Here is a 16,103-nt window from a genome sequence, read left to right on the forward strand (position 1 = left end):
GATATGAAATCTGAGTTTTAAAAATCTAGGGTAATTGATGCTCTTGCAGCAGCTCCCATGATTGGCCGTGCCATAATGATGCCGTCACCCGTTGGCGAACCAGCTCTTGGATCTCCTTCTGTAATACCAATCGTATTAAAGATATTGGTACCATCCACTGCAAAACGAATTTTTCCAAGCTGATAAGACATTCCCGCTCCAAATTCACTGAAGGAAGGCAATGTCTGGGCGTTCAATTCATCCTGGAAACGTTTCCCGTAATAATTCATACTTACATAAGCTCTCCATGACTTTGTAATATTCACGGCTGGAGCAATATTGAAGTAGAATTTTGGCATTCTTCTTACTGTATTCCCTTCTAAAAGACTTCCTGTCTCTAAATTTTTATATTTCGGATTCTGAACTGTTCCGTTGAATGTTACTTCCAATATGTTACTGAATAATCTGGCATATCCTTCGAATTCTACCCCATAATTTCGGGTATTTGCAAAGGTATTCTCCGAAGTACCGTCAGAGAAAATATCCGTAAATGAAAGATTTTTCAGCGTAGAATAGAACGGAATCACTGCCAAATCAAAAGTACGAGAATAATATTTATATCCTACTTCCAACTGATTAGTTGTTACAGCTTTCAACGGTCCGTCAGGGTTCGGATTTGAGAAATAATTGTAATACGCTTCTTCATTTGGTGATCTGAAACCATGAGAGAAACGAGCATATACCGCATTCTCTTTATTAATCTTATAATTAGTAGCCAGTGTATAAGAAACCTTATCTATATTATAGTTCCAATATGTAAATTTACTGCCCAAAACACTCATATTATCATCAGCCGTTGTCGTGGTGAAACCATGCGTCCCGTCTGTTGTTAATCCTGAATTATTTAAATTTGAGTTTGTTGTATTAGCAAAATTCCCTTTATAAAAATCATGACTGTAACGGATACCGGCATTGAAACTCAACGCATCGGTAATATTATAATCTATATTTACATATAAATCATTCAGGCTTCCTTGCGTCTGAGTATCTCTCTGTAAGAAAGTCATATCAGTAACCCCGTTATATGTTTTAGAATAACCTGTATCAGTCGGATTTAAAGAAGTATCAACCAAATTCAAAAGCTCCGGCCTATCTGAAGCTGTGGTTAAAATGTTACTCCAGTTCCAGTATTGATGAGATTTCCAGCTTGATTTATAAAAACCTGCCGTTACATTACCTTTATCTAATTTGTAATTGAATTGTAAATCATTCACAAAATTATTCATCTGCTTATCAATTGCCCAGAATCCTAATTTTTGAACATAGGCAGGATTTACCACCGCACCGGTACTTACTGAAGTATATTGTGGCGCTACTGCATGCACCAATACCGGCGGAGTTGCAGGATTATTATCCGTATCTTGATATTCATCATAATTTTTAGCAAAATCAGCTGCCGTCTGAGGCCCTCCCGCCGGGAAAATTCCAGTATAATTCATATTAATATCAGTATATCTTGTTTTATTGATAACACTGAAATTATTTCCTAAATCATATTTAAATTCAGCTCCTAAAACATCAACTTTCGGGTGAATTCCATCTTCTAAGTTTCTGCTGAAAAATCCCCCTCCGGCTTGTGGAATATTCAGTTGACTGATTGCCCTGTAACTGTATGTTCCATAATTTGGGTCAAAACCTTGGAATCCTTTCAAGTCATTGCCGTTCTGCACCAAAGGAATCGGCAGGAAGAATGTATTTCTATCGTCCAGTTTTTTATAATAAACTTTAGCATACCCTTTATCAAAAACATATTTCAGGTTCATTCTAATCTGCCCTCCATTGTTGGCTTTGAAACCTGTTTTTCGAATTCCGTCATCTGATCTGTAAAAGCCTCCGACATTGAAGAATAATTTATCCTGAACCAAGGCTCCGCCTAAGTTTACATCTGTGCGCATCAAACCATAAGTACTTGTTTCCAGCTTTGCAGTTCCTTTAAAATCATTGCTTCCTTCTTTTGTAATAAAATTAATAAGGCCACCAGGAGAATTGGTTGCATAAATTGACCCGGAACCACCTCTTAAAGCCTCCAATCTGTTCACAGAATTATCTACTCTGAAAAAATTATCCGCATTAGCAAACTGCAAAGCCCCGTCTTCAAAAACCGGCAGACCATCTTCCTGAACCTGCACAAATTCATAAGCTCCCGCAGAAGGAATACCTCTTGCGAAAAGGTTGTTTCCTACCTCACCTCCGGAAGTTTCAACTGCAAAACCGGGAACCCTTTGTAGCAATGCAGCAGCACTGATCGGGTTTTGCTTCTGAATTTCTTTTGCACTGAATGTAGAAATCGCTGTACTGGATTCTATTTTCTTTTTCGGGTTAGAGTTACCCGTAATAACAACTTGCTCGATAGATGCCGATCTTGTGGAATCCTGTGGAGTTTCCTGGGCATACGCATTATTGAAATACAGCGTTGCTACACCGGCAATTAAAAAGATCGATTTTTTTTTCATAGCCATATGAATTTTATAGTTAGTTTTAATTCTTTTTTAATGTAAGATAGATACCGTTTGTCCAGCCAAAACCGTCTTGGTTTGGATATTCTCCACCTCCCGCAATCGTTTCCGTATCCAGTGCATTATATTTTTCCATCAGCTTGCCGGTATTATTGTAGACTCTTTCAACATTTGAACACCAATTATTTTTAATTTTTTCAGCTAAATCATCAAAGCCGTAATTTTTCATTGCTTTAAAGCCAAGCCATTGATAAGGAGCCCAAGCATTTGGTAAATCCCACTGTTGACCTGTTTTTTTGGTTGTTGTTACCAACCCTCCCTGATACAAAAACTTTTCAGCTATAATTTCAGCAACAGATTTTGCCTGTTCCTCATCTGCCAGTTTTAAAAATAAAGGATAAAGAGCGGCAATATGTTCAGACGGGGTTTGTGTGTGTTTTTTTAGATGATAGTCTTTATAAATCTTTCCATCCCAAAAGTATTTATCTATCATTTGTCTTCGGCTTGCCGCCCTTTCTAAAAAATAATTCTCTTTATCAGTAAGATTTTGAAACGCTGAAGATTTTGCTAAAGTATTTTCCAAATGCCATAAAAGACAGTTCAGATCAACCTCTGCCAAATTCAGTGTTTCAATAGTCTGTATATTCTCTCCGTCTGCAAACCATCTGCTGGAAAAATCCCAGCCGGATTCGCAGCCACTTCTTATATTTCTGTAAAATTCTTCGTTTAAAGCATTTTCACCATCTTCAATATCAATCAGATAACTTTCAGGACGGGGAGTATTTTCAGCATCATAATATCTGTTTAAAATATCTCCATCTTTAGTTTTCACAACTCTTTTAATACCGGAATCGTTATCTAAATCATTTTTTCCATCCATCCAAAAAGCATATTCTTTTTCTAAGGTATCGTGATATCTGATATAAATATTTTCGTCTTTTGTTGTTTCAAACAGCAAATCAAGCATCAGCGAAAAGTACGGGGGTTGAGAACGGGTTAAAAAATGAGTTCTGCTTGCATTCGGAACAAACCCTACATTTTGAATTAAGTAAGAACAGTTTTCAATAATATTTTCCATCATTTCAATTCTTCCCGAAACCTGCAAACCAAGCATAATAAAATAGCTGTCCCAATAAAAAAACTCATTAAAACGGCCTCCCGGAACCACATAAGGCTTTGGAAGCTTTAATAAAGTGCCTTTTTCTTCATAAGCTGTTCTTGTCAGTTCATCCCAAAGTTTTTCAATATGATCTTCAATCGGCAAATGATCTTCTCTCTGAATTGAAATCTTTGCTCCCAAAAAATCAAAATTTGACATTACAAAACTTTTCAGGTCAAAACTTTCCCTTTGTTTTTCCAACTCATATTTTGCATTAATTTCAGAAATCGGAAATAACGGAACCGCATCTGTCATCATCTTTTGGTCCTCAAAAACCTTAGATTTTTGCACATCATCAAAAAGCACCTGAATTTCTTTTATGTAAAGCTGATTGTTCATTTTTATTTTTTAGGATTTATTTTTAATTTATTCATGAAAATTGCCGAAATAATCAATAATGAAAGCGGAATTAGTGAAAGGTAAAAAGCCTGCTGCCCACTAAACTCCTGAAATACAAAACCTGTGATTATCGACCCGATTGTCCCTCCGATTGCGGAGAAAACTACGATTAATCCAGACATCGCACTATGCAGATATTTCGGAATTGAAGCTAAAATTACAGAATTGATACTCGGATAAATCGGAGCTAACAAGCCGCCCATCAGTGGAAATAAATACACCACAATTGGGGCATTAAACCAACTTGTATTGGTGTCAATATGAATGTTATGAGTTAATGGCAAAACCAATAAAATACTAATGGCAAAGCCTACCACACAGAAAGAAACCACATAAATCCAGCTGAATCTTTTCGAGAAAAATCCCGATAAAAATCTCCCCAAAGCAAAGGCTCCTGCCAAAACGGCTCCTGCCTGAATACTCATCGAGGTGGGAACTTTTAAAATTTCTTTATAAAAAGTAGGTGTCCATGTCTGGAAGCTCTGTTCCACCAAAACAAAAAGGAAAGCACACAATAAAAAGAATAGTACTTTTTTGTAGCTGAACAAACTTACACTGTTTCTCAAATCTCCCAACAAATCGGTTTTTTCGCTTTTCGCTTCATTTTCATCAAGTTTTGAGAAAAATAAAAACAAAAACGACAATGCTGAAAGACCTCCCAAAACCCAATAAGCATTCAGCCAATGTGTGGATTTTGGGTTGTGGTCATCAATAAATAAGCTGAATAAAACATTTCCCATTAACACGCCAATCATAAAAAACCCTTCTAGGTATCCCATGAAACTTGAGTGTTCTTTATCCGTATTTGTCACCAATCCAATGGAAGTGAAAACTGATATTTTTATCAAAGCAAAAGAAATCCCAACAATAGCAAACAGCAATTTGAAAAACCAGAACTCATTAGTAAAGGGCATTACAAAACACATACAACTCACCAAAAACAGAGCAATCAACATAGAGTTTTTTATTCCGATTTTCGGTAAAAATGATGCTAAAATAAACGAACAGATAGCAATCGGAAGATCTTTAAAACCTTCCAGAACACTCGCCTGAGATTTTGAAATCCCAAAATTTTGCTGCACCTGCAAAATGACTGTTCCTACGGAATTCAAAAGAATCGCAAAAACAAAATAGTTCAAAAACAAGACAGCTTTTATATTGAAATTTTTCATGTAAATAATTTCTTGCTGGCTAAGATAGAAGCATTTGAGTTAACATTAATTTAACACAGTAAATGAATATTTGAACTATATTAATATAATTATTATTTTAGGAGATAAAATACGATTAACTGAATGAAAGTTACTTTTGAAAGAGTGATTCCTGATGAAAAGAGCTCTTTTCGCACGATTCACAATAACTCGCCTATCTCAGAATTTAAATGGGAATATCATTATCATCCCGAAATCGAACTTGTATGTGTCATTTCCGGGAGCGGAACGCGACATGTTGGTTATCACAAAAGCAATTACGCAAATGGAGATTTGGTATTAATCGGTTCCAATATTCCACATTCAGGGTTTGGGCTAAATTCCATTGATCCACATGAAGAAATTGTACTTCAGTTCAACGAAGAAATTTTGCAGTTTCCCCAACAGGAAATTGAAGCACGATCTATCAAAAATTTGCTCGAGCTTTCAAAATACGGAATACATTTTCATCCTAAAATCAAAAAAGCAATGCTTCCAAAATTGAAATTAATGTTGGAGTCTGAAGGCTATAAAAGATATTTATTGCTATTGGAAATACTATTTGAGCTTTCAAAATGCACAGAGTATGAGCTTTTGAACAAAGAAATTATGCCCTATACAATCATTTCAAAAAATAAAACCCGCCTGGAAAATATTTTTACATACGTAGAACATAACTTTGATAAAGAAATTAATATTGAAGATGTTGCAAAACTGGCAAATCTGACCTTACCTGCTTTCTGTAATTTTTTCAAAAAAGCAACACAGATTACCTTTACAGAATTTGTGAACCGGTATCGCATTAATAAAGCGTGTCTGCTGATGGCACAGGATAAAAGCATCTCAGAATGCAGTTACAGTTGCGGGTTTAATAATGTGACTTATTTTAATAGAATGTTTAAAAAATATACAGAGAAAACACCCTCAGAATTTATTAAGAATTATTCGCATAATAAGGTAAATATAGATTTAAAAGTTGAGGATGATACAAGAGTTAAAGCGAGATTTTAAAAATAAGATTCAAACAAAAAAACACTTGTCCACAAGTAATGGGGATAACTTTGGGGATAACCTCACAACCTGATAATTATCAAATATTTATAAAAGACAAAATAAGATTGAGAGGTCAAATCTAAGAAAGATAATATAGATCTAACACTAAAATATTAATAAATTTGTGGATAACCTTGTGGATAACTTTTAACAAAATATATAACCAAAAGTCTATCCGTTATAAAAAAAGCCGTTCAAAAAGAACAGCTTTATATATTTTAAACTAAAGGAAAAATTATTTCCATTTAATATTACAACCCATGCTCGGTCTTTGAATTTCTTCCTGAGGCTCACCCAACAGAAGATTTTCAAAAGCGATAATTAAATCTTCACCTGTAACATCTTTATGGTTTCCCGGTCTTGAATCATCCATCTGCCCTCTGTAAATAAGATCTAATTTCTCATCAAAGAAAAAGAAATCCGGTGTGCAAGCTGCATCATAAGCTCTTGCAATTGCCTGGCTTTCATCATATAAATAAGGAAAATCAAAATTTCTTTCAATTTGAAATTCAATCATCTTTTCCGGGGAATCTGCAGGGTATTTTTCTACATTATTCGAGTTTATTGCGATAAATTCAATTCCTCTTTCATTATAATCTTCATATAATTCATGAAGTTTATCAATCACATGAAGAACAAACGGACAATGGTTGCACATAAAGATTACCAGCGTCCCTTTTTCGCCTTTCAAATCATCTAATGATTGAATTTCATTGCTTTTAGACGGGTTCGGGAGCTCAAAAAACGGTGCTTTTGTACCCAATGCTAACATATTTGAGGGAGTATCCATATCTTTTTTATTTGTTGACAAAGATAAATATTTCTTTTATTAAAAGCATATTCAGGCTTTTATAAACTTTAGTTAAAAGTTAAATTCAAAAAATTGTTTGGAAGATATACAGAAAAGTTTGTAGTTTTGCTAACACTGTTAGAAAAGAAATATCATGGGTCTACATGAACGTCGTCAAAGAGAAAAAGAATCCATCCGTGCAAATATTTTGCAGGCGGCTTTCAATTTGGCGAAAACTGAAGGCTGGGCATCACTTTCGATGCGTAAAATTGCAGATGCTATTGAATACAGCGCACCTGTAGTTTATGATTATTTTGAAAATAAGGAAGCAATTTTATTTGAAATTTCTTTAAACGGCTTTCATCAGTTACATATAGAATTATTAAAAGCTCAGAAAAAGCATGATACCCCGGAAGAGCAGCTTATTTCAATTGTAGATGCCTACTGGAAATTTGCTTTTAAGAATAAGGAATATTACCAACTGATGTTCGGTCTGGGAATGCAATGCAGCGGAAAAGGAATGATGAAGGAAGAATTTTCTTCATTTCAGGACATGATTTATGATTGTACTTACGAAATTATCAAGAAAAACGGGTCAAATCTGGATAATGCCTGTCACATGTCTCACGCTTTATTTTCAGCGGTACATGGTTTGATTTCGATTATGATGATGCGTAATACAGATATCCCTTCAACGATGAACAAAACGACTCTGGACGAAACAGTTTCAGCTTTCGTTAAGTCATTATAAATTTTTTTTGAACTAAAATTAACACCGTTAGGATTTATAACACAATTAACCTAATTTATTCATTTAAAGCTAACTCAAGTAAACGTGTAAAGAAAATTTATTAGAATTAATATATTCAAAGTTAAAACTTTTGACCGAGAAATTAACACCGTTAGTAAAATTAACATCATACACCCACTATTTTATATACTAAACCAACATTTAAACAATTTTTCAATTATGAAAACACTTATCTAATCGACATTAAAAATTCTGTAATTTTTTTTGAACTTACTATTAACACTGTTAGAAAATATAACAGGATTTTATTTAAACACAACATTAATTTAATCTAACACTTCATTAAAAAAATTAACTAAAAATGAAAATACCTGGAAAAATAAGGTTTATCATACTTATATCAAGTATTATCCTTTTACAAAATTGCACAAAAGCAGCAGAAGGTTCCAACGCCGCACCACCTGCTCCTGAATTACCCGTTTACACCGTAATTACGTCTCCGGCTACAACATATCAGGAATTTCCGACCGCTCTGGAAGGGAAAAACAATGTAGAAATCAGATCACAGGTCGATGGTTATCTGGACAAAATTTATGTAGAAGAAGGTGCTTACGTGAGAGCCGGACAACCTTTATTTAAAATAGATTCAAGGGCTTACGGTGAGCAAATGAATATGGCTCAGGCCAATTTACAGGCTGCCAATGCTAATATCCAAAAAGCTAAGGTTGAAGTAGACAGACTCCAGCCCTTAGTTTCTGCAAAAGTGGTTTCTGATGTACAATTGAAAACTGCAAAAGCCAATTACGCAGCAGCAGTTGCAGCAGCAGCACAGGCAAAAGCATCTGTTGGCGGCGCTAAAATCAACGTAGGATTTACTACTATAACAGCACCGGTAAGTGGATATATCGGAAGAATCCCTTACAAAAAAGGAAGTTTGATTTCAAGAACGGATGCAAGCCCATTGACTTTATTGTCAGACATCAGTGAGATTTACGCATACTTTTCTTTAAGTGAGCTTGATTTTATTGCTTTTCAAAATAAATACGAAGGAGCAACATTAGAAGAAAAGCTAAGAAATATGCCGATGGTTGATTTGATAATCGCGGACAACAGCATTTACCCTCAAAAAGGTAAAATGAGCATTGTAGACGGGCAGTTTGATAAAACCACAGGAGCCATAAGTGTTCGCGCTATTTTTCCAAATACAAACGGAACGTTGAGAACAGGAAATACAGGGCGGGTTCGCATGCCACAACTCATTTCAAATGCGGTAGTAATTCCACAGGAATCCACTTTTGAAATACAGGATAAAACGTACGTTTATGTAGTCGGGAAAGACCAGAAAGCAGTCAGCAAACCTGTAAAAATTTCAGGAAAAACAGACAGCTACTACTTTATTTCTGAGGGATTACAACCTGGCGAAAAAATCGTATTCACAGGAATCGGAATGCTAAAGGACGGTGCACCAATCAAAGCTAAGGTTATTTCTTCCGACAGCTTGCTGAAAGCAAAACCTTTATAATATTTCTATTCAGAGTACGGAAGACTTAAAAAATAAACTTCTTATGTTAAAACAATTTATAGAAAGACCGGTACTTTCAACGGTCATCTCCATTATATTATTGCTATTGGGAGCATTATCGGTTTTCAATTTACCGGTTACCTTATTTCCCGATATTGCACCACCAAGCGTTCAGGTAACGGCATTTTATCCGGGAGCGAATGCTGAAGTAGTGGCACGTTCCGTAGCTGTTCCTATTGAAGAAGCAGTAAACGGTGTGGAAAATATGACATACATGACATCAAACTCAAGTAACGATGGTACAATGACTTTGAGCGTGTTTTTCAAGCAGGGTTCTGACCCTGATAACGCAGCGGTAAACGTTCAAAACCGTGTATCAAAAGCAATGAGCCAACTTCCACAGGAAGTTGTACAGGCGGGAATCTCTACACAAAAGGTACAGAATAGTATGATTATGTTTATGGGGCTTTCCAGTGAAGATCCGAAGCAATATGATGAATTATTCCTACAAAACTACCTTAAAATCAACATCATACCTCAAATACAGCGTATTCCGGGCGTTGCTCAGGCACAGGTCTTCGGAACCAGAGATTATTCCATGAGAATCTGGCTGAAACCGGATAGATTAGCAGCCAATAACCTTTCTCCACAGGAAGTAATGACTGCTATCAAAGACCATAATCTTGAAGCTGCACCAGGCCGTCTTGGACAGGGAAGTAAGGAAACTTACGAATATATTTTGAAGTATAAAGGTAAATTAAACAAAAACGAAGACTACGAAAATATTGCTATCAAAGCTAATAATGATGGTTCGTTTTTAAGATTAAAAGACGTAGCGAGAGTAGAATTTGGTTCATATACTTACACAGCAGCCAACAGGGTTGATGGAAAGCCTGTAGCAGGTTTTGCTATTCTTCAAACCGCAGGCTCCAACGCAAATGAAATCTTAACTGAAATCGAAAAACAGGTTGACCAGTTTTCCACTACCCTTCCAAAAGGAGTGAAACCAATCATCATGTACAATTCCAAAGATTTCTTAGATGCTTCGATTCATCAGGTAGTTGAGACATTGGTGATTGCATTTATTCTGGTATTTATTGTAGTGTATATTTTCCTTCAGGATTTCAGATCTACATTAATTCCTGCGATTGCAGTTCCTGTTGCCATTATTGGTACATTCTTCTTCCTTCAGTTGTTTGGATTTAGCATTAATATGTTGACATTGTTTGCATTAGTACTGGCCATCGGAATTGTGGTAGATGACGCCATCGTTGTGGTAGAAGCCGTCCATTCGAAAATGGAACATACGGGAATGCCTGTAGAGCAGGCTACTATGAATTCCATGAGCGAAATTTCCGGTGCCATTATTTCCATTACATTGGTAATGTGTGCCGTATTTATTCCGGTTGGTTTCATGCAGGGTCCTGCAGGAGTTTTCTACAGACAGTTTGCCTTTACATTGGCAATCGCTATTATGATTTCAGCGATAAATGCATTGACATTAAGTCCAGCTTTATGTGCATTATTCCTGAACGATCCTCAAGGTAAACATGGAGAACACAGTCATAAAACAGGTTTTGGAGCAAGATTTTTCAATGCTTTCAATGTCGCATTCAACAATATGACTAAAAAGTATATTTACAGCCTTAAATTTTTAATTAAAAACAAATGGGTTGCGATTGGCGGACTAGCCGTTATCATTGCTGCTAGTGTATTCCTGATTAAAAAAGCTCCGACAGGGTTTATCCCAACAGAAGATCAAGGTTTCGTTTTATATGCAGTAAATACCCCTCCGGGAAGTTCATTGGAAAGAACACACAGAGCTACCGAGCAAATTGATAAAATTGTGAATGGAGAAAAAGCTATGAATCACCTTTGGGTGGCCGATGGAATGAACTTCATCAGTAATGCGAACGCTTCTCCTTATTCTGCAGGTTTTATTAAACTTAAAGATTATAAAGATCGTGGAGAAATGAAAGATCCTGATCAAATTGCAGCAACATTAACAGGAAAAGTAGCCCAGGTAAAAGATGCTAATGCATTCTTCTTCAACTTTCCTACAGTTCAGGGATTTGGTAACGTTTCAGGATTTGAATTTATGCTTCAGGATAAAACTAATGGTTCTTTCGAACAATTAGGAACAACTACTCAGGCATTTATCGGAGAATTGATGAAACGTCCGGAAATTGCATTTGCCTTTACAACGTATGCAGCGGGAAATCCGCAATATACTATTGATGTTGATACAGACAAAGCAAATCAGCTTGGCGTTTCTGTGACAGAATTGATGCAGACCATGCAGATCTACTACGGAAGCAGCTTCGTTTCAGATTTCAACAGGTTCGGAAAATACTACAGAGTGATGGCTCAGGCTGATATTCCTTATCGTACGGATGCAAATTCTTTGGAGGGGATTTATGTTAAAAATAATTTAGGCGAAATGGTTCCCGTAAAGACTTTAGTGACTTTAAAAAGAACTTTCGGGCCCGAAACTGTGGCACGAAATAATTTATTTAATGCTGTGACGATTAATGGAACTCCAAAACCTGGCTACAGTACCGGAGATGCCATCAAAGCTGTGGAAGAAGTTGCTCAGAAGTCACTCCCCAGAGGTTATGGCTATGAATGGACAGGAATTACCCGTGAAGAAATCAAAACCGGCGGACAAACTGCTTTCGTTTTCTTGCTAAGTATCTTATTTGTGTATTTCCTGTTGGCAGCCCAGTATGAAAGTTACATTCTTCCGTTTGCCGTTATTTTGACAGTTCCTACAGGGATTTTCGGAGTATTTGCTTTCACGGGATTGGCAGGAATTGATAATAATATTTACGTTCAGGTGGGGTTAATCATGCTCGTCGGATTATTAGCGAAAAACGCGATTCTGATTGTAGAATTTGCTGTTCAAAGAAGAAAAGCCGGAAAAACATTAATAGAATCTGCACTTCAGGCTTCAAGATTACGTTTAAGACCTATTTTGATGACTTCATTTGCCTTCATCATCGGTATGCTTCCGTTGGTCTGGACACAAGGTGCAGCAGCAAAAGGTAATCACTCTATCGGTATCAGTACTGTTGGAGGAATGTTTACGGGAGTAGTATTCGGGATTTTTATTATTCCGGTGATGTACGTTATTTTCCAGTATTTACATGAAAAAATGCCAAGCAGAAAAAAGAAAAGACTTCAAAGACAAAAACTGGAAGAAGAACTTTTAGCAACTGCTCATTAATAAATATGATATACAAAACTTTGAGGTAAAAGTAAACTATTTCAACTCATACATATCATAAAAGCAACGTATTCTCCTACTAAAGACTCCTTTGCATTAAACAAATACTCTCAAAGTTTTGTATTCAATTAAAAGTTTAAAAACTATGAAAAGAATAAAGAATATTTTTCTCACATTTATATTGGCTTTGGGCTCGGTTTCATGTGTGTCTAAATTGGCATTCACGGAGCCAGACCTTGAGCTTCCAGAAAAATTCCAAAATACGGCAACCGCTGATACAGCAAGTGTTGCTAATCTGGAATGGAAACTATTTTTCAGTGATCCGATATTGCAAACATTGATTGAAAAAGGGATTAAAAACAACTATGATTTACAGATTGCTTTAAAACAGGTTGCCTCTTCACAGGAAAAATTAAAACAGGCAAAATACCTTCAATATCCGGATGTTGGTTTCGGAGTTTCTGCGCAGATTTCAAAACCTTCAAAAAACAGCATGAACGGACAGAGCTTGAATTTATTTTTAGGACAAAGTCATGTTGAAGATTACAATGCAGCATTCAATTTATCTTGGGAAGCTGATATTTGGGGAAAGATTAAAAACCAGCAGGAAGTTTCAAGAATGCAGTATCTGCAGACTTATGAAGCAACAAAAGCGATTCAGACACAGGTTGTAGCGGCAATTGCCCAAGGATATTATAATTTATTGATGCTTGATAAGCAATTACATATTGCCAAATCAAATTTAGAATTAAGCACAAATACACTTTCCATCACAGAAAAAATGTGGCAAAGTGGTGATACAACTTCTTTGGGAGTTCAGCAGGCAACTGCCCAAAAGCAATCTACAGAACTTTTAATTACTCAGCTGGAGCAAAATATTGCGATTCAGGAAAATGCTTTGAGCATTCTTATCGGTGAAAATCCGAATAAAATAAGCAGAACAATTGAAATGTCCGACACTTCTTTACCTCAGGATATTTCTGCAGGACTTCCGGCAGCAATGGTAAGTCGCCGCCCGGATGTTCGTCAACAGGAATTAGTTTTATTGGAATCAAATTCAATAGTAGGAATTGCTCAGGCAAACATGTATCCTTCATTGAAGATCACAGCAAACGGAGGCGTCAATTCATTTAAAATTGATAACTGGTTCCAGATTCCGGCTTCATTGTTCGGTTCTGTTTTAGGAGGACTTACTCAGCCTATTTTCCAGAAAAGGCAATTAAAAACAGATCTTAATGTTGCTAAAATCCAAAGAGAGAAAAACGTGCTGGCATTCCGTCAGTCTGTTTTAAATGCAGTGGGTGAAGTTTCTGACGCTTTGGTTTCCAATGAAAGTTTAAAAGTTCAGGAACAAAAAGCAACAGAACAGGTTGCCACCTTAAAAAACGGAATCAAAAGCGCCGAAATGCTTTACAAAAGCGGAATGGCAAATTACCTGGAGGTGATTACAGCTCAGGGAAATTCTCTACAGGCAGAGCTGAATCTTGCGTCTGTAAAAAGACAGAGATTAAGCAGTATTGTAGATTTATACCGGGCTTTAGGTGGCGGTTGGAAGTAGTAAATTAAATTATATTGTTAATGAAGTGCGGTCTTTCGGGATCGCATTTTTGTTTTAAAATTTCAGAATATTGATCTTTGCGAAAAACAACTATTATAATTTATTTTAAACACAAAGTTTTTTGATATACTCAATCAACCCATCAAAATCATCCTGAGAATATCCCAACGGCAAATAATGAATATCATCTGCTTTTCTATACCACGTCAATTGACGTTTTGCATATCTCCGGCTGTTTTTCTTAATTTCAGAAACGGCAAAATCCAAATCCCATTCTCCATCAAAATATCTGAAAAGTTCTGAATAGCCAACTGTATTTAAAGCAGTCAAATCTTTAAATTTTTCAAGACTTTTTGCTTCATCCAACAAACCTTTCTCCATCATAATATCCACTCTCCTGTTGATTCTGTCATACAATTCTTCTCTCGGAGCTTCAATTCCGATTCGGATGGTATTAAAATCTCTGGAATCCTGTGAAACAGCAATCAGTTCAGAATATTTTTTATTTGTCTGCCAAATAACATCAATGGCCCGCAAAAGTCTTCTGTGATTATGAAAATCAACGACCGCAAAATATTCGGGATCGAGTTCCTTTACAATTCCCTGAAGTTTTTCAATTCCTTCATTTTCGAAAATTTCCTGTAATTTTTTCTGATTATCTTCGTTAGCTTCCGGCAAATCATTTAAGCCCTCAATTACCGCTTTTTCATACATCATGCTTCCGCCAACCAAAATGACAGTTTCATGATTTTCAAAAAGTTCATTAAGTTTTTTTAATGCATCTTCCTCATACTGGCCGATAGAATAATATTCTTCAACCGAAAGATTTCCTATAAAATGGTGAGGTGCTTCTGCCAATTCTTCCTCTGATGGTGAAGCAGTTCCGATTTTCATTTCCTTAAAAAACTGGCGTGAATCACAGGAAACAATTTCCGTATTGAAATGGTTAGCCAAGTCAATTGCCAATCTCGTTTTTCCAATTCCGGTGGGTCCTACAACAGAAATCAAATTTTTCACAGTGCTAAATTAAATGTTTATCTTTGTATGACAATAAAAAACTATGATTTTATCAATGACCGGATTCGGCAGAGCCGAAGATGTTTTTGAAGGCAAAAAGATTACAATAGATATTAAATCACTGAACAGTAAGAGCTTTGATTTGAATATTAAAATTCCTTTGAGATATAAAGAAAAAGAATTTGAGGTAAGAAAAATTCTTAATGATAGAATAATCCGTGGAAAAGTAGACTGCTACATCAATATAGAGAATCTTGAAGAGACAAATGATGTGAAAATTAATAAAAGTTTAATTGATTCTTACATCAATGAACTTCGTAATATCGCTTCTGATGGACCTGATTTTGAATATCTTAAAATGGCAGTAAGACTTCCTGACGCTATTACCTCAAGGCCGGATGAATTGTCGGAAGGTGAATGGGAAGCATTAGCAAAAATTGTAAACGCTGCTGTTGACCGATTCGAGGAATTCAGAAAAACGGAGGGTAAAATTCTGCATGAGGAATTAGAAAGGAATATTCAGAATATTGATAAAAGCCTCTCTGAGGTAATTCCTTATGAAGAAGAAAGAATTGTAAGTGTAAAAGAACGTTATCAAAAATCTTTAAAAGAATTTGAAAATGTTGATGAAACCCGTTTTTATCAGGAAATGGCTTATTTCACGGAAAAACTGGATATTTCAGAGGAAAAAGTAAGACTTTCCCAACACTTAAAATATTATAAAGAAGTCATGGATAATGAAGATTTTAACGGAAAGAAACTTGGGTTTATTTCTCAGGAAATCGGAAGAGAAATCAATACATTAGGTTCGAAAGCCAATCATGCGGAAATCCAAAAACTGGTGGTCATGATGAAAGATGATTTGGAAAAAATTAAAGAGCAGACGTTAAACGTATTATAGACAACAGACCTATAGATATGGGATCTGAGAACTTAGTCTCAT

The 16,103-nt window shown here is 35.9% G+C and carries 11 protein-coding genes; 6 read left to right on the top strand and 5 right to left on the bottom strand.

The genetic code is table 11. From position 1 onward, the window contains the following. Positions 1-17: 17 nt before the first annotated feature. The 3 genes from ACM39_RS18000 to ACM39_RS18010 are packed head-to-tail and all read right to left on the bottom strand — an operon-like array spanning position 18 to position 5,225. Positions 18-2,492 (bottom strand): TonB-dependent receptor, encoded by a 2,475-nt coding sequence (locus ACM39_RS18000; RefSeq protein ID WP_048512456.1) that lies wholly within the window; start codon positions 2,490-2,492, stop codon positions 18-20. A gap of 25 nt (positions 2,493-2,517) precedes the next feature. After that, positions 2,518-3,993, bottom strand: coding sequence for a trehalase family glycosidase (locus tag ACM39_RS18005; protein WP_048512433.1), 1,476 nt, complete (start codon positions 3,991-3,993; stop codon positions 2,518-2,520). 2 nt (positions 3,994-3,995) lie between these two features. Further along, positions 3,996-5,225, bottom strand: a complete 1,230-nt coding sequence (locus ACM39_RS18010; protein WP_048512434.1) for an MFS transporter — start codon at positions 5,223-5,225, stop codon at positions 3,996-3,998. A 123-nt stretch (positions 5,226-5,348) separates the two neighbouring features. Here ACM39_RS18010 and ACM39_RS18015 point away from each other — a divergent pair, with 123 nt between their 5' ends. Then, positions 5,349-6,254, top strand: a complete 906-nt coding sequence (locus ACM39_RS18015; RefSeq protein WP_048512435.1) for an AraC family transcriptional regulator — start codon at positions 5,349-5,351, stop codon at positions 6,252-6,254. 277 nt (positions 6,255-6,531) lie between these two features. On the opposite strand, the gene ACM39_RS18020 is transcribed toward ACM39_RS18015, so the two are convergent. After that, positions 6,532-7,086: a thioredoxin family protein gene (locus tag ACM39_RS18020; RefSeq protein ID WP_048512436.1), complete on the bottom strand. Its 555-nt coding sequence runs from the start codon at positions 7,084-7,086 to the stop codon at positions 6,532-6,534. 154 nt (positions 7,087-7,240) lie between these two features. On the opposite strand from ACM39_RS18020, the gene ACM39_RS18025 reads away from it, so the two are divergent. The 4 genes from ACM39_RS18025 (at position 7,241) to ACM39_RS18040 (ending at position 14,143) form a co-directional block, all read left to right on the top strand. Then, positions 7,241-7,837, top strand: coding sequence for a TetR/AcrR family transcriptional regulator (locus ACM39_RS18025; RefSeq protein WP_048512437.1), 597 nt, complete (start codon positions 7,241-7,243; stop codon positions 7,835-7,837). 361 nt (positions 7,838-8,198) lie between these two features. Next, positions 8,199-9,359 carry an efflux RND transporter periplasmic adaptor subunit gene (locus ACM39_RS18030; protein WP_048512438.1) on the top strand — a complete coding sequence of 387 codons (1,161 nt, stop codon included), beginning with the start codon at positions 8,199-8,201 and terminating at the stop codon, positions 9,357-9,359. Positions 9,360-9,402: 43 nt separating this feature from the next. After that, the gene (locus tag ACM39_RS18035; RefSeq protein ID WP_048512439.1) at positions 9,403-12,585 is read left to right on the top strand and encodes an efflux RND transporter permease subunit; all 3,183 of its coding nucleotides are present in this window, start codon (positions 9,403-9,405) and stop codon (positions 12,583-12,585) included. A gap of 145 nt (positions 12,586-12,730) precedes the next feature. Then, positions 12,731-14,143 (top strand): efflux transporter outer membrane subunit, encoded by a 1,413-nt coding sequence (locus tag ACM39_RS18040; protein ID WP_048512440.1) that lies wholly within the window; start codon positions 12,731-12,733, stop codon positions 14,141-14,143. Positions 14,144-14,248: 105 nt separating this feature from the next. Here ACM39_RS18040 and miaA read toward each other — a convergent pair whose 3' ends face one another. After that, on the bottom strand, positions 14,249-15,160 hold the full coding sequence (gene miaA / locus ACM39_RS18045; RefSeq protein ID WP_048512441.1) for a tRNA (adenosine(37)-N6)-dimethylallyltransferase MiaA: 912 nt from the start codon (positions 15,158-15,160) through the stop codon (positions 14,249-14,251). Between the two features lie 43 nt (positions 15,161-15,203). Between miaA and ACM39_RS18050 the strand changes: the two genes are divergently transcribed. After that, complete coding sequence (locus tag ACM39_RS18050; protein WP_048512442.1) at positions 15,204-16,061, top strand: YicC/YloC family endoribonuclease; 858 nt, start codon at positions 15,204-15,206, stop codon at positions 16,059-16,061. The last annotated feature ends 42 nt before the right edge of the window (positions 16,062-16,103 follow it).

The organism is Chryseobacterium sp. FH2 (assembly GCF_001045455.1).
Taxonomy (GTDB): domain Bacteria; phylum Bacteroidota; class Bacteroidia; order Flavobacteriales; family Weeksellaceae; genus Chryseobacterium.